Annotated in this window: 17 protein-coding genes and 1 tRNA gene; 9 read left to right on the plus strand and 9 right to left on the minus strand. The window is 59.1% G+C overall.

From position 1 onward, the window contains the following. Positions 1 to 1,671 carry a ShlB/FhaC/HecB family hemolysin secretion/activation protein gene (locus ACP7D4_RS14600; RefSeq protein WP_426209756.1) on the plus strand — a complete coding sequence of 557 codons (1,671 nt, stop codon included), beginning with the start codon at positions 1 to 3 and terminating at the stop codon, positions 1,669 to 1,671. Between the two features lie 10 nt (positions 1,672 to 1,681). On the opposite strand, the gene ACP7D4_RS14605 is transcribed toward ACP7D4_RS14600, so the two are convergent. The 7 genes from ACP7D4_RS14605 to ACP7D4_RS14635 form a co-directional block, all read right to left on the minus strand. Then, positions 1,682 to 2,527: an endonuclease/exonuclease/phosphatase family protein gene (locus tag ACP7D4_RS14605; RefSeq protein WP_426209758.1), complete on the minus strand. Its 846-nt coding sequence runs from the start codon at positions 2,525 to 2,527 to the stop codon at positions 1,682 to 1,684. A gap of 136 nt (positions 2,528 to 2,663) precedes the next feature. Continuing rightward, positions 2,664 to 3,704: a tRNA (adenosine(37)-N6)-threonylcarbamoyltransferase complex transferase subunit TsaD gene (tsaD, locus tag ACP7D4_RS14610; protein ID WP_426103029.1), complete on the minus strand. Its 1,041-nt coding sequence runs from the start codon at positions 3,702 to 3,704 to the stop codon at positions 2,664 to 2,666. A 170-nt stretch (positions 3,705 to 3,874) separates the two neighbouring features. Then, the gene (locus ACP7D4_RS14615; protein ID WP_426209760.1) at positions 3,875 to 4,933 is read right to left on the minus strand and encodes a 3-deoxy-7-phosphoheptulonate synthase; all 1,059 of its coding nucleotides are present in this window, start codon (positions 4,931 to 4,933) and stop codon (positions 3,875 to 3,877) included. 149 nt (positions 4,934 to 5,082) lie between these two features. Then, the gene (locus ACP7D4_RS14620; RefSeq protein WP_426209762.1) at positions 5,083 to 6,207 is read right to left on the minus strand and encodes a HupE/UreJ family protein; all 1,125 of its coding nucleotides are present in this window, start codon (positions 6,205 to 6,207) and stop codon (positions 5,083 to 5,085) included. Next, complete coding sequence (locus tag ACP7D4_RS14625; protein ID WP_426209764.1) at positions 6,207 to 7,391, minus strand: tetratricopeptide repeat protein; 1,185 nt, start codon at positions 7,389 to 7,391, stop codon at positions 6,207 to 6,209. The genes ACP7D4_RS14620 and ACP7D4_RS14625 overlap by 1 nt, the downstream gene beginning before the upstream one ends. Positions 7,392 to 7,503: 112 nt before the next feature. Then, on the minus strand, positions 7,504 to 7,755 hold the full coding sequence (locus ACP7D4_RS14630) for a hypothetical protein (protein ID WP_426209766.1): 252 nt from the start codon (positions 7,753 to 7,755) through the stop codon (positions 7,504 to 7,506). A 27-nt stretch (positions 7,756 to 7,782) separates the two neighbouring features. Then, positions 7,783 to 9,297: a DUF4331 domain-containing protein gene (locus ACP7D4_RS14635; RefSeq protein WP_426103019.1), complete on the minus strand. Its 1,515-nt coding sequence runs from the start codon at positions 9,295 to 9,297 to the stop codon at positions 7,783 to 7,785. Positions 9,298 to 9,417: 120 nt separating this feature from the next. Here ACP7D4_RS14635 and ybiB point away from each other — a divergent pair, with 120 nt between their 5' ends. The 8 genes from ybiB to ACP7D4_RS14675 all read left to right on the plus strand — a co-directional run bounded on the left by ybiB (position 9,418) and on the right by ACP7D4_RS14675 (position 18,266). Continuing rightward, complete coding sequence (gene ybiB / locus ACP7D4_RS14640) at positions 9,418 to 10,407, plus strand: DNA-binding protein YbiB (RefSeq protein ID WP_426209768.1); 990 nt, start codon at positions 9,418 to 9,420, stop codon at positions 10,405 to 10,407. Next, positions 10,391 to 11,182: a uroporphyrinogen-III C-methyltransferase gene (cobA, locus tag ACP7D4_RS14645; RefSeq protein WP_426209770.1), complete on the plus strand. Its 792-nt coding sequence runs from the start codon at positions 10,391 to 10,393 to the stop codon at positions 11,180 to 11,182. The genes ybiB and cobA overlap by 17 nt, the downstream gene beginning before the upstream one ends. Positions 11,183 to 11,251: 69 nt before the next feature. After that, entirely contained in the window at positions 11,252 to 12,466 is a 1,215-nt protein-coding gene (locus ACP7D4_RS14650; RefSeq protein ID WP_426209772.1) for an NAD(P)/FAD-dependent oxidoreductase, read from the plus strand. A gap of 120 nt (positions 12,467 to 12,586) precedes the next feature. After that, the gene (rpsU, locus tag ACP7D4_RS14655; RefSeq protein WP_008451879.1) at positions 12,587 to 12,799 is read left to right on the plus strand and encodes a 30S ribosomal protein S21; all 213 of its coding nucleotides are present in this window, start codon (positions 12,587 to 12,589) and stop codon (positions 12,797 to 12,799) included. Positions 12,800 to 12,931: 132 nt separating this feature from the next. Further along, complete coding sequence (locus tag ACP7D4_RS14660; protein WP_426103010.1) at positions 12,932 to 13,381, plus strand: GatB/YqeY domain-containing protein; 450 nt, start codon at positions 12,932 to 12,934, stop codon at positions 13,379 to 13,381. Positions 13,382 to 13,573: 192 nt separating this feature from the next. Next, positions 13,574 to 15,370, plus strand: coding sequence for a DNA primase (gene dnaG / locus ACP7D4_RS14665; protein WP_426209774.1), 1,797 nt, complete (start codon positions 13,574 to 13,576; stop codon positions 15,368 to 15,370). 523 nt (positions 15,371 to 15,893) lie between these two features. Beyond that, positions 15,894 to 18,101: an RNA polymerase sigma factor RpoD gene (gene rpoD / locus ACP7D4_RS14670; protein WP_426103227.1), complete on the plus strand. Its 2,208-nt coding sequence runs from the start codon at positions 15,894 to 15,896 to the stop codon at positions 18,099 to 18,101. A gap of 86 nt (positions 18,102 to 18,187) precedes the next feature. After that, positions 18,188 to 18,266: transfer RNA gene (locus ACP7D4_RS14675), tRNA-Ile, on the plus strand. 163 nt (positions 18,267 to 18,429) lie between these two features. Here ACP7D4_RS14675 and ACP7D4_RS14680 read toward each other — a convergent pair. Next, positions 18,430 to 21,171 (minus strand): DEAD/DEAH box helicase, encoded by a 2,742-nt coding sequence (locus tag ACP7D4_RS14680; RefSeq protein WP_426209776.1) that lies wholly within the window; start codon positions 21,169 to 21,171, stop codon positions 18,430 to 18,432. Then, positions 21,172 to 22,863: a site-specific DNA-methyltransferase gene (locus ACP7D4_RS14685; RefSeq protein WP_426209778.1), complete on the minus strand. Its 1,692-nt coding sequence runs from the start codon at positions 22,861 to 22,863 to the stop codon at positions 21,172 to 21,174. Between the last annotated feature and the right edge of the window lies 1 nt (position 22,864).

Raw genomic sequence — 22,864 nt, forward strand, 5'->3', positions numbered from 1 at the left:
ATGAATCAATCAACTATGAATACCAGCAGGTCCGTACCCGTTGTCTTGTTCCCACGCCGCCAGCATCGGCTGGCCGCCATGCTGGCCGTGCTCTGGGTGGCCGCGCCGGCCTGGTCGCAGGTGGCGCCCACGCAGATCGACTCGGCCGCCTTGCAGCGCCAGGAAGCCGAGCGGCGCCGCTTCCTCAACGAGCAGGCGCCGCCGGCAGCGCCTGCACCGGCGGTGATTCGCGACGAGACGCGCGAGCAAGCCAAACCGGCGCCGGCCAGCGGTCCCAAGTTCATGCTGCAACAGGTGGTGTTTGGCGAGAGCGCCTTCCTGAGCAAGGACGAACTGGCCGCGATCGCGGCGCGCTACGTGGGCCGTGAAGCGGACTTTGCGCTGCTAACCAGCATGGTCGAGGAAGTCAATGCGCGCTACCGGGCGCATGGCGTGGTGACGGCGCGCGCGGTGATCGGCGCGCAGAAAATCCAGAACGGCGTGGTCAGGATCGACCTGGTCGAAGCGCGCCTGGCGGGCGTCAGCGTAGCCGGCGCCACCTACACCAGCAAGGCGTTCGTGGCCGAGTGGTTCGCGCCCCAGCAGGGCAAGACGCTGGTCGTGGGCGACCTGGAACAGCAGATCAAGCGTTTTAACCGCAGCGGCGAACTGCAGATCGAGGCGGGCCTGCGGCCGGGGGCAAGCGTCGGCCAGACCGACATGCTGCTCACCGTGCGCGAACCCAAGCGACTGCAGTTGCGCGCCTTTGCCGGCAATGAAGGCGCGCGCAGCATTGGCGAAGCGCAGGTCGGCTTTGACGCCGCCGTCAACGGCCCGCTGGGCCTGGGCGACCGCGCCTCGGTCTATGTGTCGCGCTCGCGCGGCGCCACCTCCGGCACGTTTTCGTACGCGGTGCCGATCAACCACCTGGGCGGCCGGCTGACCGAGACGTACAGCGACAGCGTGACCGACATCGTGGCCGGACCCTACCGGGAACTGGGCATCAGCGGGCGCTCGAAGTCGGTGCAGATCGGCGTCACGCAGCCGCTGTGGCGCACCGGCGGGTGGTGGTTCGACCTTGGCGCCACGGCGGGCAAGACGCGCAGCCGCAACCAGGTTGGCGCTCTTGAGCTGAGCCGCACCAGCATCCTGAATCAATCGCTGGTGGCCAGCGCCGCCGGTACGTTCGAGCAGCGCACGGTCAACCTGGGCCTGACGGTGACGCATGCCACGGAACAGTCGGCGACCGGCCAGGAACGCAGCTTCAACCTGCGCCAGTTGAGCGGCAGCTGGGCCGAGACGATGGGAGCGAAGCAGTTCGCGCTGCTGCGCGCCAGCGTGCAGGATACCAGCGTGGTGAACCTGTCGCCGTCGCTGTTGTTCCAGCTTGGCGGCACCGGCACGGTACGCGGCTACGAGGCGGGCGCGCTGTCGGGCGACCGCGGCTACCTGCTGAACCTGGAGCTGCACCGGGCGCTGCGCGAGAACGTCGACGCCTATGTGTTCGCCGATGCGGGCGAAGTGCGCACCACCGGCGTGCCACGCCAGCGGGCACACTCGGCGGGCGTGGGCACCGACTTCCAGCTGGGCGCCAAAATGCGGGGCAATATCACCGCCGCGCGCGCGCTGAAAAAAGTCATGCCGGACCAGTCCGACTGGCGCGTGACGGGCCGGGTCAGCTACGAGTTTTGAGCCTTGCCGGCTAGTTGATGTCGAGCACGATTGGCTGGTGGTCGGACGCGGCTGTTTCAGACTGCACTTCGCACTCCGCCACCCGGCCCACCAGGTCTTCGGTCACGAAAAAGTAATCGAAGCAATCGGCCCGCTCGGGCCACTTGAAACCATGCAGGCCGGCGGTAGGCGCGCGCGCCACATGGGGATGCTTGAAGCGCCAGGCGTCGACCAGCGGCAAGGCGACGCCTTCATCGGGCGCGATCAGCTCCTTGTATTCCGGCGTATCCGGCACAAAATTAAAGTCGCCGCAATAGATGGCCGAGCCCGGTCGGAAACCAAGCTGGTAGGGTGATTCGAGCGTGGGATCGGGCTGGAAGATGCGGGCCCGTTCGCACGCTTCCCAGTGCAGGTACTTGATATGCCGGACCTGCGCCATGCGCTGCACGGGCGAGTAATATTCAAGGTGGGTGGTCAGCACGCGCACCTTGCCACCCGGCGCTTCGATCACCGCTTCGATCAGTCCGCGCGGCATGCCTGCGGGGCTGTGCGGATCGGGCGGCCACGGCAGCAAATAGCGGTGCACTTGATTGATCCTGAACTTGGACAGAAGCAAGTTGCCGAACTGGCGCGGCATATTGTTCTGGTAAATTTCACTGGTCGGTTCAAGCACCGGCTGGTAGCCGCCAAAAGCCCCCGCCAGCTGGCGGAACTGGTTCGCGTTGGCGTTGCCTTCCAGCTCCGCATGATTGGCTGCAACTTCTTGCAGGCAGATGATGTCCGGGTTCAACTTGCGCAAGACGTCGATAATGGCATGGATGCGAATCCGGCCATCCTTGCCGCAACCCCAATGAATATTCCAGCTGACAACACGCATAAAAAGCACCTCCGGAAAAACACAACCGGTCGAGTTTGCCATTGATTACGAATGGGCGGTCACACCGTAGGATCGGCGCGGGCCGCGCGAGTTCACTGGTGAAGCAGGAAATTGGCGCGCTCAACCGGCTGGGCCGTCAGACGACCTTGATTTCGTCGAGCGGCCAGCGCGGCCTGACGTTAAAGCTGTAGTCGCGCCGGGCGGCTTCGGGATTGATCATCAGGCGCATAGCGCCGGCAAAGGCGATCATGGCGCCGTTGTCGGTGCAGAACTCAAGTTCCGGATAATACACGCGAAATTTTTTAGCCACGGCGGCCGCATTCAAGGCTTCGCGCAGCTGGCTGTTGGCGCCCACGCCGCCGGCGATCACCAGGCGCTTGAGGCCGCTGTGGCGCAGCGCGCTGATGCATTTGGCCGTTAGCACATCGACGATGGCGTCGACAAAGCCGCGCGCGATGTTGGCCTTGTCCTGCTCGCAGATATTGGCGATGATTTTTTCTTCATGGTTTTTCACCACGGTGAGCACGGCTGTCTTCAGGCCTGAAAAGCTGAAGTTGAAGTCCTTGGAATGGAGCATCGGGCGCGGCAGCTTGTAGGCGCTGGGATCGCCAAATTCAGCCAGGCGCGAGATGGCAGGGCCCCCCGGGTAACCCAGGCCGAGCAGCTTGGCGGATTTGTCGAAGGCTTCGCCGGCGGCGTCGTCCAGCGTTTCGCCCAGCAGCGTGTACTGGCCCACGCCGTCGACCCGCATCAGCTGCGTGTGGCCGCCCGAGACCAGTAGCGCGATGAACGGGAACTGGGGCGGGTCGCTCGCCAGCAGCGGCGAGAGCAAATGGCCTTCGAGGTGATGCACGCCGAGCACCGGCTTGTCGAGCGCCAGCGCCAGGCTGCAGGCGATCGAGGAGCCGACCAGCAGCGCGCCGGCCAGGCCCGGACCCTGGGTGTAGGCGATGGCGTCGATGTCGGCCAGGGCCAGGTTGGCGCCTTTGAGCGTTTGCTCGAGCAGCGGAATGGCGCGCCGGATATGGTCGCGCGAGGCCAGTTCAGGGACCACGCCGCCGTACTGCTCGTGCATGGCAACCTGCGAGTGCAGGGCGTGGGACAGCAGGCCGCGTTGCGTGTCGTATAACGCAAGACCAGTTTCATCGCAGGAGGATTCGACGCCGAGGACAATCATGGGGGACAGTAGATGTTCTTAATGCGCCATTGTAAAGCACGGCGTCGGCGGGCCATGGCGGAATGCACGCTGCGCGCTTTTCCGCCCTACATGGTCCTGGCCGATCGTAGAGTCAATCGTAGGGCGGAAAAGCGAAGGCGCATTCCGCCAAGCGCCGCCGACGGCTCGCTTTAAGGCCGGTTCAGCAATTCCGCATGCGCGCTGCGCAGCATCGACTCCGTTGCAGCCCAGTCGATGCAGCCGTCGGTCACCGAGCAGCCATACTGCAACTGCGACAAATCCGACGGAATCTTCTGGTTCCCGCCCACGATGTTCGACTCGATCATCACGCCCACCAGCGAGGTGTTCCCGTGCTTGATCTGCTGGATTACGTCCGACATCACCAGCGGCTGCAGCTCGGGCTTTTTGTAGCTGTTCGCGTGCGAGCAGTCCACCACCAGGTTAGCCGGCAGCTTGGCCTTGGCCAGCGCCTGCTCGGCAATGGCGATCGACACCGAATCATAGTTCGGCCTTCCATCGCCGCCGCGCAGCACCACGTGGCCGTAGGCGTTGCCCGCGGTGCGCACGATCGATACCTTGCCCTGGCCGTTGATGCCCAAAAACGAGTGCGGATGCGCCGACGATAAAATGGCGTTGATCGCAATGCTGATATCGCCGTCGGTGCCATTCTTGAAGCCGACCGGCGTCGACAAGCCCGACGACATTTCGCGGTGGGTCTGCGATTCGGTGGTGCGCGCGCCGATCGCGGTCCATGCGATCAGGTCGCCCAGGTACTGCGGCGAGATCGGGTCCAGCGCTTCGGTGGCGGTCGGCAAACCGAGCTCGCACACGTCGATCAGGAACTGGCGCGCCTTTTCCATGCCTTCGTTGACGCGGAACGAGTCGTCCATGTCCGGGTCGTTGATGTAGCCTTTCCAGCCGGTGGTGGTGCGCGGCTTTTCAAAGTACACGCGCATCACCAGCAGCATGCTGTCGGCGACTTCTGCCTGCAGCGCCTTGAGGCGGCGCGCGTAATCGAGGCCGGCGATTGGGTCATGGATCGAGCATGGGCCGACGACGACGAACAGCCGCTTGTCCTTGCGGTCGATGATGTCGCGCAGCGCCGCGCGCCCTTTCATGACGGTGGCAAAGGCACTGTCGGTTAGCGGCAGGCGGGCATGCAGTTCCTCGGGCGTGGGCATGGTCGCGAACGAGGTGACGTTGGTATTTTCAATATCTGGCGTGATCATGAAGTGCACTTTTCGGTGTATTTACTATAAGGATCCTTGATTTTAGACTGAAATTACGTTTGTTGCATTGCATCAGCCAAAAAAACGGGCGGTCCGCGTGCAGCACGCAGAACCGCCCAAAAACCACGCACTTACCCTTCACTTGCTCATTACACCGGCATCAGCTTCATGTCGAACGCCCGTTCGACCAGCCATACCGCCGCCAGCAGGGCGATCAGGGCCGAGCCGCTGGTCATCAACTGCCGGTAAAACCAGGTCCGGCGCGCCAGGAAGGCGAGCGGCAGGAACACGGCGACGATGGCCAGTTGGCCGATTTCGACCCCCACATTAAAGCCGGCCAGCGACAGCGCCAGCGCGCCTTGGGGCAGGCCCAGGTCGGCCAGTACGGTGGCAAAACCGAAACCGTGCAGCAGCCCGAACGCAAAGGCGGCGTGCGGGCGGCGGCCGCGAAACAGCGGAAAAATATTGTTCAGCGCCGCCAGCACGACCGACGCCGCAATGGCCGATTCCACCCAGCGCGAAGGCAGCGCCACCACGTGCAGGCTGGCCAGCGTGAGCGTGATCGAATGCGCCAGCGTGAACGCCGTCACCACCTTGAGCACGTCGATCAGGGCGCCCCGGAAGTTTTGCGCCTGCTCGGACGCTTTGTGCATCAAGACGGCCGGCAGCAGCAGCGAGAGCAGGAACAAGATGTGGTCAAAGCCGATCCAGATGTGCCAGATGCCTTCCTTGACGTAGTCGGCAAACTGGGTCCACTTGCTGGGCGCGCGCAGCGACAAGGTCTGGCTGGCATGCTCGGGACTGAAGATGGCGGTGGAGGTGACGCCGTCGCTGACCAGTTTGAGCAGCCCTTTGTGCTGCGGATCGAGTTCGGCGAACAGGCGGTAGTTCACGCCCAGCGTCGCGAGCTTGCCGGGGCAGGCCGCGCTGAAACGCAGCACGGTGTAAGCGCCGTCGGTATGGTTGTCGATCAGCTGTTCGCCGGCGCGCACCACGCAGGCCTGCTCGCCATTGGTCAGCGCCAGGCGCCCCAGCGCGTAGGCGGCAATTGCGCCATGCTGGGCGCGTACTTCGCCCCAGGTCAATTCGCCATTGCCGTCCTGGTCCAGGTTGAGCGCGAAATCGAGGTCGCGCAAGGCGATGTCCCATTGACCGGTGACTTTGTCGCCGGCGACGTTGACGGTCAGGTAGCTGTCGCTGGGCTTGTGGGCTTGGGCCGGCAGCATCGGGCACAGCAACAGCAGGACGAGCATGCAAGAGAGCAGGGCGCGCATCAGGCACCGCCTTTGAGCTGCCGGGACAGGCGCGCCACCACCACGTCCTCGGTGCGGTTGTTGGCGATCCAGTCGAGCACCGGCGCGGCGGCGGCCTTGTTGCCCGCCTTGAGCGCCGCTTCCAGCAGCACGCGGATGTCGGCCGATTCCTTTTGAACCTCCCAGTTTTTTTGCGCCAGCGTCAGCGCGGTTGCTGCGTCGCCGCGTACGTGCAGTTCATAGCGGGCTTGCTCGCGCTGATGCACGGTGTCGCCGCGCTGCATGGCGGCGCTAAAGCGCGCTGCCAGTTCGGCGTCGGCAGTGCGCAGCGCTTCGTTAGAACCGGGTGTCTGCTTGAGCGCCAGCGCATAGCGCAGCAGCAGGCCGTCGATGCGCCGCTGGTCCTTGACCAGTGCGATCACTTCGGCCGGGCGTTTTTGGTCGAGCAGGAAGTCGGCGTAGGCGCCCACCAGGTAGCTGTCCTGGGGACTCATGGCCAGCGCCTTTTTGTAGCGCGCCTCGGCGGCGGCGCCATTGCCGCGCCGTTCGGCGATTTCGGCCAGCAGCGTCAGCACCCACACCTGCAATTCCGGGTCGGCGTCGGCATTGCGGGCAAGCGTGGTGTCGAGCAGCGCTTCGCTGGCCCCCGCGCGCCCCGTCATGGCGCCCACGCTGGCGATGCAGGTCAGGCTGACCAGCTGCTCGGTGATGCTCGACAGGCGCGCACAGCTGGCGGTGGCAGCCTGGTAATCGCCGCGCACGGTCTGGACCGTGGCGCGCGTGAGCCAGGCCTGCACGTTTTGCGGGTCGGCCGCGACGATCGCGTCCAGATCGCGCATCGCTTCGGGAAAGTGGTGGGTGCTTTGCAGCAGCGTGGCGCGCAACAGGCGCACGGCGCTTGGCGGGGCCGCCAGCGACCACCAGGGCGCCAGCGCGGCCTGGGCGTAACCGAGGTAGCGCGGATCGGTCTGGCTGCGGGCGGTGGCAATGTGATGCTGGGCGACCGAGGTGGCAAGCGTCACGTCGGTGGGGTTGGCGGCAAGCTGCTTGCGCAGGCGCTGCAGCTCAAGCTGGGCGGGATCGTTGCGGCGCGGGAGGCGCTCGACGACGTCGCTGCCTTTGGCGGGAATGTAGGGCGCGGCGTGAGCCGCGGGCGCAAGCAACGCGCAGGCAACAGCGGCGATCAATGCGGATCGAATCAACATGGTATTTTCTCAGTGCGTGAGAACGACTATTTTTATGAATGCTGCTCCGGCCGGGGGTGGTCCCCCGGTCCGGATTATTGCTGCGATGCACTACTTCGATTACTGCTGCCTGTTACGTGAACTCGACCGGTTCCGTGTCTTCAGGCTGGGTGGCTACTACTTCATCGATTGGCGTGGCGTCGGTGTCCTCGCTGGTGGGCGAGAAGTACTGCGTCACCATGGTGTAGAACGCGTCGACCATGGTAGAGGGCGGCGTGGGAACGCTTCCGTCCGTGGGCGAACCGTTGTTACTGCTGCTACTACTGTGGCACGCGCTCAGCAGCAAGGTGGCGCACACGGCGCACAGCAAGCTCAGTTTTTTCATCATGCTCTCCTTGTGAATGCGGCCGGCTTATTGCTGTGGCGAGCCAGGAATTGGCGACTTCAGGTACGGGAAGGTGGTGTTGGTCATCTTCTCGTCAAGGAAGGCGCCGTCGGTGAACTGAATCGTGCCGGCCGGTGCATCAGCTGGTGCGCAGCCAATGTTCAGCGTGCACAGCTTGCCCATGACGACGCGCAGCGAAATGTCGACTACGTCGTCGCCAGGACGGCGGCCGTTCGGGTAGCCGGCGGTATCGCCCCCGATCACGCCCAGGCGCTTTTGCGAACCGGCGGCAGTGATGTCCTTGCTTGTATCCAGGCGCAGCATTTCCGACGCAACAGGTTTCGGGTTGGCTGTCGGCTTGTTGATGCCGGTAATGCCGGTCAGGAAGGTAGCGACCAGGTCGGCACGGGGGAACTTGGTCGGTGCCTTGGCGCCCTGCGCACCGTACAGGATTTCGATCAGCGCCGGGAACGTCGGGTTGGTCACATAGTCCCCGAATTGCATGTCGGCCACTGGTTTGCTGGCATTGAAACGGTCTTTGTCCTTCAGACCAATGACCACCTCATTGACAAGCGGCATGCCCAAACGCGATACCTGGGTCCAGGCGCCACCTTCGCGGCTGACGTCGGCATCCGACTTCGGCGATGGGTTGATCAAGCGGCCCTGGCGCAGGCTGGCCGTGGTCCAGGCACCGATGACCGGGTCAGGCGCGGTGGTGCTGATCAGGCAGGCGGTCGGCACTTCCACGCTCAGCGTGGTGACGTTTTTGAAGCGCAGGTCGTCTTTGGCGTTGCTTTCGGCGCCCGGGAGGAATTCGACGGCCGGGGCCTTGATGTTGATCAGGTCGAATGTTTCGCCCAGGTTGACGACGAACGGGTCCTTGCGCTGGCCGACGAACATGCGGCCCGGGGTGGCGCAGCCAGGAATATTGATGTCGTACACGTGCTTTGCCGCATAGGCTTCATAGTTGGGAATCGACTTGTTGCCGATGTTGTCGAGCGGCTTGTCGAATGTAGCGCCGCCGCCGGCGGCATTGGTCACGGCAGTGCGGGTGCCCGAGCGGCGGTTGCCACGGACCACATTGACGGTGAAGGTTTCGCGCACGTTGGCGCCTGCCGCGTTGGCCTCGGCGATCGCGCCGCCATTGATGACCAGTGGAATGGCCATGTCTTTGCCGCCGATTTTCAGCGTCGTGTTTTTGTTCAAGTTCTTGAAACGGAACTGGAAAGTGATGTCTTCGACAGCGTCGGCGTTGTTGTCGACGTGAATTTCATACAGCGCTTCCGGGTCCATCATGAAATAATTCGGGCCGCCGTAAGCGTCTTGCAGGGGAACGTAGTTGGCAATCAGCGTCGTGTACGCGCTGCGGCCTTCCTGGTAGCTGCGGAACATGTAGAAGTCGGTCGCATCCACTTTAGGATGCTTGGTGATGAAGGGTGCTTCGCGGTGGCTCGAGGCCATCGCTGCGGGTGCCAGCATGGCGGCGATGACGTTGCCTACCAGTACAGCGCCGATCGTTGCCCGCAGTCTCAGTTGTTTCATTTTTCGCTCCTTAATAGGGTTTTACACCAGTGTGTGATTTTTTATACGGGGCGGTGGTTCAACTGGATTCATTTAGTTACAAATATTTTTTAACGCATTGCACCGTATAGACTGCTACCCATGAACACTTCCAACGAACCATTCCTCGCCGCTACTGTTATTAAAGATATCGGACGCGGCAAAAAGGGTGCGCGTGATTTGCCAAGGCAAGACGCGCGCGATTTGTACACTGCCATGTTGAACGGAAACGTCTCCGACCTTGAGCTGGGCGCGATCCTGATGGCAATGCGCATCAAGGGCGAATCGGTCGAAGAAATCGGCGGCTTCATGGATGCGGCCGACGCCTCGTTCCAGCGGATTGCCGCCGTTGACAGCGTGTATGCGCCGATCAGCATTCCAAGCTACAACGGCGCGCGCAAGATGGCCAACCTCACGCCCTTGCTGGCGCTGCTGCTCGCGCGCGAAGGCGTGCCGGTGCTGGTGCACGGCGTGTCAACCGACCCCGGGCGCGTGACGACGGCGGAAATTTTCGCTGCGCTGGGCCTGGCCCCGGCACAATCGGTGGCCGACGCGCAAGCTGCTTTCGCGCAGCGGCAGCCGAGCTTCATGCCGATCGAATTGCTGGCGCCTAAAATGGCGCATCTGCTGTCGCTGCGCACGATTCTTGGCGTGCGCAGTTCGACCCATACGCTGGTCAAGATCTTGCAGCCATTCGACGGACCAGCCTTGCGGCTGGTTTCCTATACCCATCCGGAATACCTGGAAATGCTCGGCGAATACTTTATGACGGCCACGCCGCATGAGCGGGGCGACGCTTTTTTGATGCGCGGCACGGAAGGCGAAACCGTGGCCAACGCCAACCGGGCGCAGCAGATCGACTGGTTCCATCAGGGGCAACGCACCTTGTTGGTGCAGCGCGATGCACCAACAGATGAACTTGCGCAAGTTCCCGAGGGGCGCGATGCGGCCACCACGGCTGCCTGGATTGCCCGGGCGCTGCGGGGCGAGATGCCGGTGCCGGCATCGATTGCCAGCCAAGTGGCACAGTGTTTGCTAGTTTCAAAGGAACTTAACGCAAATACGGGTGGTCGCCATGGAGAACAACGGTAAGGTGTATCTGGTCGGTGCAGGTCCAGGAGACCCGGAACTGCTGACATTGAAAGCGGTCAAAGCGATCGCGGCGGCCGATGTGCTGCTGGTGGACGACCTGGTCAATCCCGACGTGCTAGTACACGCGTCGCCCCACGCGCGCGTCGTTCCCGTTGGCAAGCGGGGCGGTTGCCGGTCCACGTCGCAAGCCTTCATTGAACGGCTGATGATTGCCGAAGCGCGCGCCGGCAAGCGCGTGGTGCGCCTGAAAGGCGGCGACCCGTTCATTTTCGGGCGCGGCGGCGAAGAGCGCGCACACATCATGGCGGCCGGCATCAAAGTTGACGTCATCAACGGTATCAGCAGCGGTCTGGCCGCGCCCGCCTCGATCGGCGTGCCGCTCACCCACCGCGACTGGAGCTCGGGCGCCATCTTCGTCACGGGGCACGAGCGCGCCGATGACGCGGGCAGCGCCCGCACGCCCGACTGGGCATTGCTGGCGCAAACGGGCCTCACGCTCGTCATCTATATGGGCGTGGCGCGTTGCCGCCAGATCCAGGCGGCCTTGCTGGCCGGCGGCAAGGCTGGCGCCACCCCGGTGGCGGTGATCCAGTCGGCCAGCGGGGCAGGGCAGGCCCAGTTGCTGACCACGCTTGAAAATCTGTCCGAAGACCTGGCCGCCTCAGGCTTGGGCAGCCCCGGCATTATTGTGATTGGCGACGTGGTGCGCTGCGCCACCCGCGCCGGGCAAAACTTGTCGCAACTGGAAGAACGATTCACCGCCACGGCAAGTTGAGAAGGACGGCCGGGCCGCCCAGCGTTTACAATCACGTCTTTAAGTGATTAGCGGAAATCGGCAACAGCCATGGCAAAACAATTTGATGTAGCGGTGATCGGCGCCGGCGCGGCCGGCATGATGTGTGCGGCCGTTGCCGCAGGGCGCGGCAAGCGCGTGGTGTTGATCGATCATGCCGAGAAACTTGCCGAGAAGATCCGCATTTCCGGCGGCGGACGGTGTAATTTCACCAACGTCAATGCCGGGCCGGCCAATTTTTTGTCCGACAATCCCCATTTCTGCAGAAGTGCCTTGTCGCGCTACACGCCGGCCGACTTTGTTGCGCTGGTCAAAAAGCACCGCATCGGCTACCACGAGAAACACCGTGGACAATTGTTTTGCACGGAGTCGGCAGAACAGATCATCCAGATGCTCAAGGAAGAATGCGCCTCGGTCGACGTTACCTGGCGCATGCCCACCAGCGTGGCGTCCATCGACAAAACCGATGAGGGTTACCTCTTGATCACCGACACTGGCGACATTATTGCCGACAGCGTCGTGATCGCCACGGGCGGCCTGTCGATCCCCAAGATCGGCGCGACCGACTTTGGCTACCGCATCGCCACCCAGTTCGGCCTGAGCATCGTGGAGACGCGCCCCGGCCTGGTGCCGCTGACCTTTGACGGCCCCAGCTGGGAAGCGTTCGTGCCGCTGGCCGGCATTGCGCTGGAAGTGGAAGTGGAGACCGGCAGCAGCAAGGGCAAGGGCAAGGGCAACAAGGGCGGGTTTTTCAAGGAAGACTTGCTGTTCACCCACCGCGGCCTGTCGGGTCCGGCGATCCTGCAAATTTCCAGCTACTGGCAACCGGGCACACCCATCATCATCAATCTGCTGCCCGAGATGGATGTGACGCAAGCGCTGATCGAAGGCAAGAGCACGCTCAAGAAGCAGATGGGCAATGTCTTGTCGCAATGGCTGCCGACCCGCCTGGCCGAAGGCTTGCTGCTTGCCAATGGCATCGAGCTCGACGCCCGTCTGGCCGACATGCCCGACGCCAAGCTGCGTAAATTGGGCGACGCCATCAACCGCTGGGCCATCGTGCCGACCGGATCGGAAGGCTACCGCAAGGCCGAAGTGACGCTGGGCGGCATCGATACGCGCGAGCTTTCCCAGCAAACCATGATGGCGAACAAGGCGCCGGGCCTGTATTTTATCGGCGAAGCGGTGGATGTCACGGGCTGGCTCGGCGGATACAATTTCCAGTGGGCATGGGCCTCCGGCGTAGCTGCCGGGCAAGCTGTTTAAGTGGCGTTTCAGTGGCGTTTTTGCGTCGCCGTGGTGGGTCAGGCAAGTGAAAAGCTTCCCTTCATTACCAAACGGTGCTATGATCTCGTTCTTCCCCTAATCTAACGGTTTGATTTTTACATGACCACTATTCGCCTTAAAGAAAACGAGCCGTTCGAAGTCGCTATGCGTCGCTTCAAGCGCACCATTGAAAAAACTGGTCTGCTGACCGAACTGCGTGCTCGCGAGTTCTACGAAAAGCCTACGGCTGAGCGCAAGCGCAAGCTGGCTGCTGCTGTCAAGCGCCACTACAAGCGTATCCGCAGCCAACAGCTGCCTAAGAAATTATTCTAAGATTGCAGTAAATAACGCATCCGGTGACGGCGTCAGCCTGTCCGGATGACTGTTTTGCTGAAGTCGCAGGCCCGCTCCGGTTTACCGCAGCGGGTTTTGCTATTTTATACCTACCAAATTGCGAGGATTGACATGGGCCTGAAAGCACAAATCACCGAAGACATGAAAAATGCCATGCGCGCGAAAGAAGCGAGCAAGCTGGGCACGATTCGCCTGATCATTGCCGAAATCAAGCGCAAGGAAGTCGATGAGCGCATTGACGTTACCGACGACCAGGCCTTGGCCATCATCGAAAAAATGATTAAGCAGCGCAAGGATTCGATCAGCCAGTTTGAAACGGGCAACCGCCAGGATCTGGCCGATATCGAAAAGGCTGAGCTGGTGGTGTTGAATGCCTACATGCCTGCCGGCTTGTCGGATGAAGAGATCGCCGCTGCCGTCACGGCTGCTGTGGCCGAGTCCGGCGCTGCCGGTCCGCAAGACATGGGCAAGGTCATGGCGATTTTGAAGGCAAAAATGCCTAAAGGAACTGACATGGGCACCGTCAGCGGCCTGATCAAAAAAGCCCTGCAGCCCGCATAATCTATTCGTAGGGCGGAAAAGCGCAAGCGCATTCCGCCAGAGCCGCAAGCGACGCATGGCGGAAAAGGGGGGGGCGCCTAGCCCTGCGCTTTTCTGCCTTACGTTTTGCTGCAGAAGCCTCCATTGTTCTATATCAATAGAAACTTTGCCCCTGCGGTATAGTCTGACTCAACACAAAGACTGTTCGTTCAAGTGATCCCACAAACCTTCATTACCGATTTGCTCAACCGGGTCGATATCGTCGACGTGGTCGGCAAGTACGTCCAGCTGAAAAAGGGCGGGGCCAACTTCATGGGCCTGTGCCCGTTCCACAGTGAAAAATCGCCCAGCTTCACGGTCAGCCCCACCAAGCAGTTCTACCATTGCTTCGGCTGCGGCGCGCATGGCACCTCCATCGGTTTCCTGATCGAATACTCGGGCATGGGCTTCGTGGACGCCGTCAAGGACCTGGCCCAGAACGTGGGCATGGTGGTCCCCGAAGCCGACGATAAAATTCCGCCCTTGCAACGCGCCGCCAACCAGGCCCAGGCATTGGCCCTGACCGACGCCATGACCCAGGCCTGCGACTATTACCGCGGACAACTGCGCGGCGCCCCGAACGCCATCGCCTACCTGAAAAACCGCGGCCTGACGGGTGAAGTGGCGGCCCGCTTCGGCATGGGTTACGCGCCGTTCGGCTGGGACAGCCTGCGCGCCGTCTTTCCCGACTACGAGGCGCTGGCGCTGGTCGAATCGGGCTTGGTGATCGACAAGGTCGATGAAGACGGCGGCAACAAGAAACGCTATGACCGCTTTCGCGAACGCATCATGTTCCCCATTCGCAACACCAAAGGCCAGGTCATCGGCTTTGGCGGGCGCGTGCTCGACTCGGGCGAGCCGAAGTACCTGAACTCGCCTGAAACCCCGCTGTTCCAGAAAGGTTATGAGCTGTACGGCCTGTTTGAGGCGCGCCAGGCGATCCGCGACAGCGGTTACGTGCTCGTCACGGAAGGCTATATGGACGTGGTGGCGCTGGCCCAGCTTGGCTTTCCGCAAGCCGTCGCTACGCTCGGCACCGCCTGTACCAGCACTCACGTGCAAAAACTGTTGCGCCAGACCGACACCGTTATTTTCAGTTTTGACGGCGACCGTGCCGGACGCAAGGCTGCGCGCAGGGCGCTGGAAGCGTGCCTGCCGCAAGTGACGGACAACAAGACCATCAAATTCCTGTTCCTGCCCACCGAACACGACCCGGACAGTTTTGTCCGCGAATTCGGCGCCGAAGCTTTTGAGCAAGAAATCCATGAAGCCATGCCTTTGTCGCAATTTTTGCTGCGCGAAGTATCCGGTGAACATGACCTGTCGACGCCGGAAGGGCGCGCGCGCGTCCAGTTCGACGCCAAGCCGCTGTTGCAAGCGATGACGCCAACGTCGCTGCGCCTGCAAATCGTGCGCGGCCTGGCCAGCATGACCGAATCGTCGCCAGCCGAAATCGAAGCCTTGTTCGAGCTGGCCAAGCCAGTGTCGGTGGCGCGCAAGGCCCCGCCGCGCCAGGGCCGTCCGCAACCGGTGGGCCTGGAGTTGCAGATCCTGCGCCACCTGGTCGCCCATCCGCCGCTGAGCCTGGAGCTGGACGAGTCCGCTTTGCTGGCATTTAACTTCTTCGGTCCCGAGTCAGGCGAGCGATTGGTGCAATTAGTGGCTGCCGGACAGGCACTTGGGCCGAACGGAGGCTTCGCCGCGTTGTCTCAGCATCTAAAGGAAACGAGCCCGGAATACGATGATTTAATAGCCGAGATCGCCGCCGAGCCGGAATCCGACTTCGACAGCGTCAAGCTGTGGCTGTCAGGAGCTGTGAGGCAGATCAAACTTGATGCATTAAAACAGGAGCTGAGCCAGTTGTTTTCTTCCGGACTGACCTCAGATCAGATGGGAGTGCGGTATCGTGAAATCACTGCTGAGCAGGACCGGCTGCGCCGCGACGACGACGCTGAAAAGGCCCCCCGCTAAGAGTGAAAAATGGCCCTTGGAACGGGGTCTGTTCATGACTGGAAAAAGATTGGGTGCGTGCTATAATAAAACGATAAGTGTTGTATTCGCAGAAATTTTTCTGATGGTCCGCAGTTGTTTTTCTTTCAGTAAGTGTGGCTCTTGATCGGCGCGGCAACACAGGCGTCGGCGGCCAGGGCCAGCTTTGGTTGCGGCGGCGCATTGCGTCGTTGACGGCAAGCGATCGTTTGCCATTCAATCACTACCGGCTCTCGCCTCCAACCGTTGTTGCTTTACAGTAAACCGCATGCCGAAGTTTGCCCGGTGGGGCGATGGCGGCGGAACTTGGCGAGCCATGGATCGTGCCTGCAAAGGTTATGTAAAGGTGTAAAAGTGCAGCAGTGCCGGGTTGGCCCGCATGGCGACCAGGAGACGTAGGCAACAAACTTTATCTTAATCCACCATAAAGCTAGTCGTTGTGACATCGAAAGCGCCTGTGCCAATCAAGAAACCTGAAACCCCAGTGGCTGAACAGCCAACGCGCATGTCCGCTCCGGCCGACAAGGCGCAAGACAAGGCAGAAACCCGCACGGCGACTCCCGCCGCGGGCGCCTCGCCTGCCGTGAGCCAGACTACCGACGCCGCCGCACTGGCCGCGATCGATACGTCCGGCTATGTCCTGCCGTCGGTCAAGGTCCCGGGCCGGCGCGGTCGCAAGCCGAAAGAATTCCAGCCCGAGAACGACGAAGTGGCCGCGCTCAACGCCGTGGAACGCGCTGAACTGAAGGCGGTCGACAAGGCCAAGGCCAAGGACCGCAAGGCCAAGGAAAAAGCACTGCTGAAGGACGCGTTCTCGTCGGACACCGAAGCGAGCGAGGAAGAGCTTGAGCGCCGGCGCCAGAAGCTCAAGACGCTGATCAAGTTCGGCAAGGAACGCGGCTTTCTGACGTACGCCGAGATCAACGATCACTTGCCGGAAAACATAGTTGATCCGGAAGCGATCGAAGGCATCATCGGCACCTTCAACGACATGGGCATTGCCGTGTACGAACACGCGCCCGATGCCGAAACACTGCTGCTGTCCGACAACGTCGCGACCGTCACCAGCGACGATGAAGCCGAAGCGGCTGCCGAAGCTGCACTGTCCACCGTCGACTCCGATTTTGGCCGCACCACCGACCCGGTACGCATGTACATGCGCGAAATGGGTTCGGTCGAGCTGCTCACGCGCGAAGGCGAAATTGAAATTGCCAAGCGCATCGAAGATGGCCTGAAAGACATGATCCAGGCAATTTCCGCATGCCCGGTCACGATCGCGGAAATCATTTCCGCCGCCATCCGCATCCAGAACGAAGAGATCAAGATCGACGAAATCGTCGACGGCATGGTCGATCCGGACGTCGAAGACGCCCCGCCGGTGGCCGCGCCGGTCGCCTCCGATGACGACGAGGACGACGAAGAAGGCGAAGAAGGCGAAGAGGAAGAGGAAGAAGAAAACAATGCTTCCGGCGCCGCTGGTTTTTCAGCAGAACAACTTGAAGCGCTGAAAAACCAGGCGCTGGAAAAGTTTGAAGTCATCTCCGTGCAGTTTGACAAGATGCGCAAGGCCTTCGAAAAAGATGGCTACAACTCCAAGGCCTACGTCAAGGCGCAGGAATCGATCTCCAACGAATTGCTCGGCATCCGCTTTACGGCCAAGGTTGTTGAAAAGCTGTGCGACACGCTGCGCGGCCAGGTGGACGAAGTGCGCCACATTGAAAAGCAGATTCTCGACGTTGCCGTGAACAAGTGCGGCATGCCGCGCGCCCACTTCATTAAGGTTTTCCCGGGCAATGAAACCAATTTGGTCTGGGTCGACGGCGAAGTGAACGCGGGCCACGCGTATTCCGCCATCCTCGGGCGCAACATTCCAACCGTAAAAGAATTACAGCAGCGCTTGATTGACCTGCAAGCGCGGGTGGTATTGCCGCTGCCCGACCTGCGCAACATCAACCGCCAGATGGCGGCCGGTGAAATGAAGGCGCGCAAGGCCAAGCGCGAAATGACCGAGGCCAACTTGCGCCTCGTAATTTCGATCGCGAAAAAGTACACCAACCGCGGCCTGCAATTTCTCGACCTGATCCAGGAAGGCAATATCGGCTTGATGAAGGCCGTGGACAAGTTCGAGTATCGCCGCGGCTACAAGTTTTCGACGTATGCAACATGGTGGATCCGCCAGGCGATCACGCGTTCGATTGCCGACCAGGCGCGCACCATCCGCATTCCCGTGCACATGATCGAAACGATCAACAAGATGAACCGTATCTCGCGCCAGATCCTGCAAGAAACGGGCGCGGAACCGGATCCGGCCACGCTCGCGATCAAGATGGAAATGCCGGAAGATAAGATTCGGAAAATCATGAAGATCGCGAAAGAGCCGATCTCGATGGAAACGCCGATTGGCGACGATGACGACTCCCACCTGGGCGACTTCATCGAAGACAACAACACGCTGGCCCCTTCCGATGCAGCGTTGCACGCTTCGATGCGCGGCGTGGTCAAGGATGTGCTCGATTCACTGACTCCGCGGGAAGCCAAGGTGTTGCGCATGCGTTTCGGAATTGAAATGTCGACTGACCATACGCTGGAAGAAGTAGGCAAGCAGTTCGACGTCACGCGCGAGCGGATTCGCCAGATCGAAGCGAAGGCGCTGCGCAAGTTGCGCCATCCATCGCGCTCCGACAAGCTCAAGAGCTTCTTGGAAGGCAATTAAGCCTTGACGGGCAGCCGCAAAAAGCAATATCCTCACGCCACTCCAACAAGGGTGGCGTAGTTAGCGGCTGCCCCAACACCATTTTCGGGCCTCTAGCTCATGCTTGGTTAGAGCAGCGGACTCATAATCCGTTGGTGCCGTGTTCGACTCACGGGAGGCCCACCAAATTCAGTTAGAAAATCAAGGGGTTGCGGTTAATTTCGTAACCTCTTTTTTCTTGTCTGTTCGTTGTTCTGGTCCATTTCTGGTCCCGACTTTCACAAGAAAACAGCTGACGCGCTGTTTTTGGCGCACGCCAGCTTGTCGCTCATTCGCCGTCACTCACCGTTCACGTCGCCAATACCTCGAAACGTAGATAGTCGGAAAGCCGCTTTGACTCAACAACCTCATCGTGAGCCACGAGAAGGTACTTCCACGGCTTGCTACCGACCTCAATGGCGTGGTCGGAGGCATGCTTACACCAACGCGCTGCTGAGCTCGCCTTGGCCTGGACCTCATCTGTATTGATGTCTCCACGCGCCTTGGTTTCCACCATATAGATAGTCGAAGTCGTTTCCGCAACGAAATCAGGAACGTATTCGGGCTGTTCGGTTCCCAATTTGTAGAAAATCTGAAATTGTCCCTTTGCGGGTTTGAACCATTTCAGGGCATCGCGTTCTAGGATGATGCAAAAGCGACGCTCAGTATCCGAATCGAATTTCTGCAATGGATAGAGGCAGCGTTCGAAACCGCCGAAAAGCATTTGCTTGATTCTGCTAGTCTCGACCACAGTTTCTCGGAAATGATGGGCTGTATGGCCCGCTGTAGCAGTGTAATTGCAAGACCTTAGCTCAGTGAACCCACGGCTTACTTGCACCTCGTACGCAGTTGCATGCTCCCAGAAATGCGCCATCATTTGCGCGTGTATCTCACGTGCAATCAAGCGGCGGTGCGTCGCCAACACGTTATGCATTTCGGCATCTGAATAATCCTTCGCGCGGAAATGGCTGACTGCCTGACCAGCAAGGTCATAGAGCAAATCTGCGTGCGTAAAGTAATCGATATCATCAAAATCTACCAAAGCATGGACAACATAATTTTCCAGCCGAGTTTCCTTTAGTCCTATATCAGACGCCAAAGTAAACTGCTTATTCGTGCGCAACATTTGCCCGACAATTTCACGTTCACCCGGCTGAAGGTTTAATTGACCAACGTCTAGTGTGAAAGGATGAAAGCCAGTAGTGACCTCGCCCGTCGGTACCACCGCTATACGAGGTATGTCGATGGTTTGCTGCACCACAATCTCGGTGGTCTTCGTTACCACGGAAGCCAAATCGAACTGCACATCCTCTGTAATCAGACTCCCTTGAGTTGGTCTGAGTCGTTCCGTCACTTCAGCAAGAATTTCGCGTTGAATCTCCGGTCTAAGCAATGCGCTGCTTGTCGGAGTAAGTTCGCGTTTGACTTCATACTTGGCGATAACCTGCATCACGACAAACGCTGCATTGCGCTCGGCGTCAGTAGTGAATACCGTCGCATGTGGAACGTCATCGCTAGCTGGAGCACCTGGGCTAAGCGCGGCTGGCCGAACCGTAATTGCAGGTGAGCCTGCCAATCCCAAGAAAGTCATCGCGCCGGAGCTTATCTGCACGCTGACTTTCTTGTCGTCAGCGCTGGGCGCATCGAGAATAACCTGCTTGAGCCGAATCGGCGAATCTGCACGATTGGCTTCGTCTATGATTTCTTGAAACTTATCGTGTGCGACAATATTCAAGCGATCGACAGCCTCGTTTCCCGTACGTCGGCCATAGGGTAGGCGTAGCCCTCTTCCGATCGATTGTTCAATCAAAGTGCGAGCATTGGCGGCCCGGAGAGGTACGATCGTGTAGAGGTTAGTTACATCCCAGCCCTCTTTCAGCATATTGACGTGAATTACGATCTCGGTTGGTTCATCGACACTTTCTACGGCCAGCAAACGGCTGATCATTTCCTCCTCTTCTGCACCAGTACGACTGGAATCTACCTGAATGACCTTCCCTCGATATCTTCCCTCGTAAAATGCCATAGACTCCAGCAGCGCCAACAGTTGTCCCGCGTGGGTAGTATCACGCGCGATGACCAGCATGAAAGGCTTCACGATTTTGACGTCATTTTCACGAGCGTAGGTCAGTAGCTCTACCTTGGTCGTCTCATGCAGACGTACCGCGTCCTCAAGCTTGGTCTTTTCAATTTCTTCGGAAGTATGTGCTTTTGCGTCGAAATTGCGCTGGGTGACCACCGCAGGTTCCTTCACAAACCCGTCTTCCATTGCGCGCGACAGAGGGTAATCCATCACAACGTTTTTGAACGGAACGGTCTTTCCGCCGCCAGCCTCAACGAACGGAGTGGCGGTGAGTTCGAGTCCAAACAATGGTTTCAAGTCGTTGATAGAGCGCACGCCAGCACTGGCTCGATAACGGTGCGATTCATCCATCAGCAGAACGAGGTCAGGCAGACTCGCGAGATAATTGAAATAGCTGTCACCCAACACCTCCTTCATCCGCTTAATGCGAGGTTCCTTTCCTCCACGCACTTCAGAATTAATCTTGGAGATGTTGAAGATGTTTATGCGGACATCGTGCGCGAAACCCTGGGGACGATCATCGATCGTGGCACCTGACTGGTCATAGTTATCGCCAGTAATTATCAGCGGGGACTGTTGCGCAAATTCAGCGATTCCTTTGAAGACATATTTAGGTGTATTACGTGTGAAATCCGAAATCAGCTTATTGTAAATGGTTAGATTTGGGGCGAGCACAAAGAAATTATTGATGCCATGCGCCAAATGCAGGTAGGAAATGAACGCGCCCATTAGGCGAGTTTTTCCTACTCCCGTTGCCAATGCAAAACACAACGATGGAAATTCGCGTTCGAAATCCTGAAGTGTTGGAAATTTCGACTTGATGCTGGCAAGGATATTAGCTAAATCGCGATCATGGACAAGAAGTTCTGGTGATGCAGAAATTGCGCTCACGAGACGGAGCAGTGATTCAGCCTGCGGTGGACGAAGAGACAAACGGCCGATAACGGCATTTAGGACGCGAGCATTCATTTATTCAATATCCCCAAATAGCCCGCTCTGGCCGGGCGTGTCTTTTTTGTTCTTTGGCGGCTTGTTGAGGAGCGCTTCCGAAATTGGATCGATTTTTTCAAGTTCCGCAATGGGCAAATTGGCGACATTCAGACTGTAGTCGTCACGTCCCCATTCGCAACGGGTCAAAACCATTTTTGGAATTTTTTTCAGAGTCAAATTGGGCCAACGTTCAGCGGCCTTGGCGGCAGTAATTCCGTGGAATGCAGCACAGCAGATCAACAGGCTTTGTTCGCTACCAACCTCGTCCGACAATGCCTGCAGCTGCTCAGTCGAAAGGGTTTGGGTAGTGGCATAAATATAGTCGCGTTCACTGGAATGGCCATGCTGCCACCAGCGAACCTCTGACGGCGCAGAAATAAAGCCTTCCAACTTACATAGAGCTTCAGCCAAGTGGGCTGCGTTGTACTCAGGGTTGACTACAGGATTTCCCCAGCGATCATTAATAATGAGACTGGGTGCCAAATCGTAGTAACGGAAGCCGCCGCCACCTCGCCAATTTGCTGAATCAGTAATACCGCCCTTATCATCGAAATCAATGACCTTCTTTAGCCTTGGAATAATATGAGTATGGCAATGTTCGCCTAGCTCAACCATAATCCAACGACGCCCCATCTTGTGAGCTACCGCCCCAGTTGTTCCTGACCCCGCAAAAGAATCTAGAACGATATCGCCGGGATTGGTTGCAATGTGAATAATTCGCTGTAATAGACGTTCAGGTTTCGGAGTGTCGAAGGCGTTCTCCTTACCAAAAAGTCCATGCATCTCCTTCTTAGCTTCATCGGTATGTCCGGCCTCTTCATGTGGCCACCATGTATTGGGAACAATTGCAGCAGCATCTTTCAGATATTGCTTAAATGAGGGGGCGCCGTCTCCAGATTTTCCAAAGTAAGCCAATCCGGCATCAACGATTTCTAGCCATTGATCTTCAGTTCGAGACCAGCAACGGCCGGCGGGCGGCATGCGTACTTTTCCCGTCGGCGTAGTAATCGGATAGGTTAAATTGGGTCGCAAATTAGGGGCGTCCCAAGGGATTGCCCTCCAGGGACCATTTGGATCTTTCTCAGCGTTCTTGTATTGTCCCGCTTGTTCCTCAGTGCGAGTTAATCGATTTCTAATTTTTTTCCATTTTTCTGGCGACGAGGCGTACACGAGAACTGAATTGTGCGACAGCGAAATGCTCGCATCATTAGATCGCGAATAGCGATTTTGCCATACTACATTTGCAACAAAACAGCCACGACCAAAAACCTCATCGCACAATACCTTCAAATAATGACATTCGTTATCATCAATCGTGATCCATAGCGAACCATCCTCTGATAGCAAACCGCGAATAATTTCAAGCCGGTCTCGTATTAACCCCAACCAGATAGAATGTTCCAATCCATCGTCGTAGTGCGTAAATGCACTTCCCGTATTGTATGGAGGGTCAATAAAAACGCACTTGACCTTCCCAGTAAACTCAGCCTCTAAAGCTTTAAGGGCTAACAAATTGTCGCCGAAAATAAGCCGATTATCGAATATGTCGTCGTTTGAAATACGATGCCTCGCATGATAGGACTTTACTGGATCTTCCAGCAAAATTCGCGACTCCAAGCGGGGGCGTTTTTCTTTACCTATCCAGGTAAGTTCTAACTTTTGTTTTCGCATT

The organism is Massilia sp. TWP1-3-3 (assembly GCF_049897805.1).
In the GTDB taxonomy this organism is placed as follows: Bacteria; Pseudomonadota; Gammaproteobacteria; order Burkholderiales; family Burkholderiaceae_D; genus Telluria_A.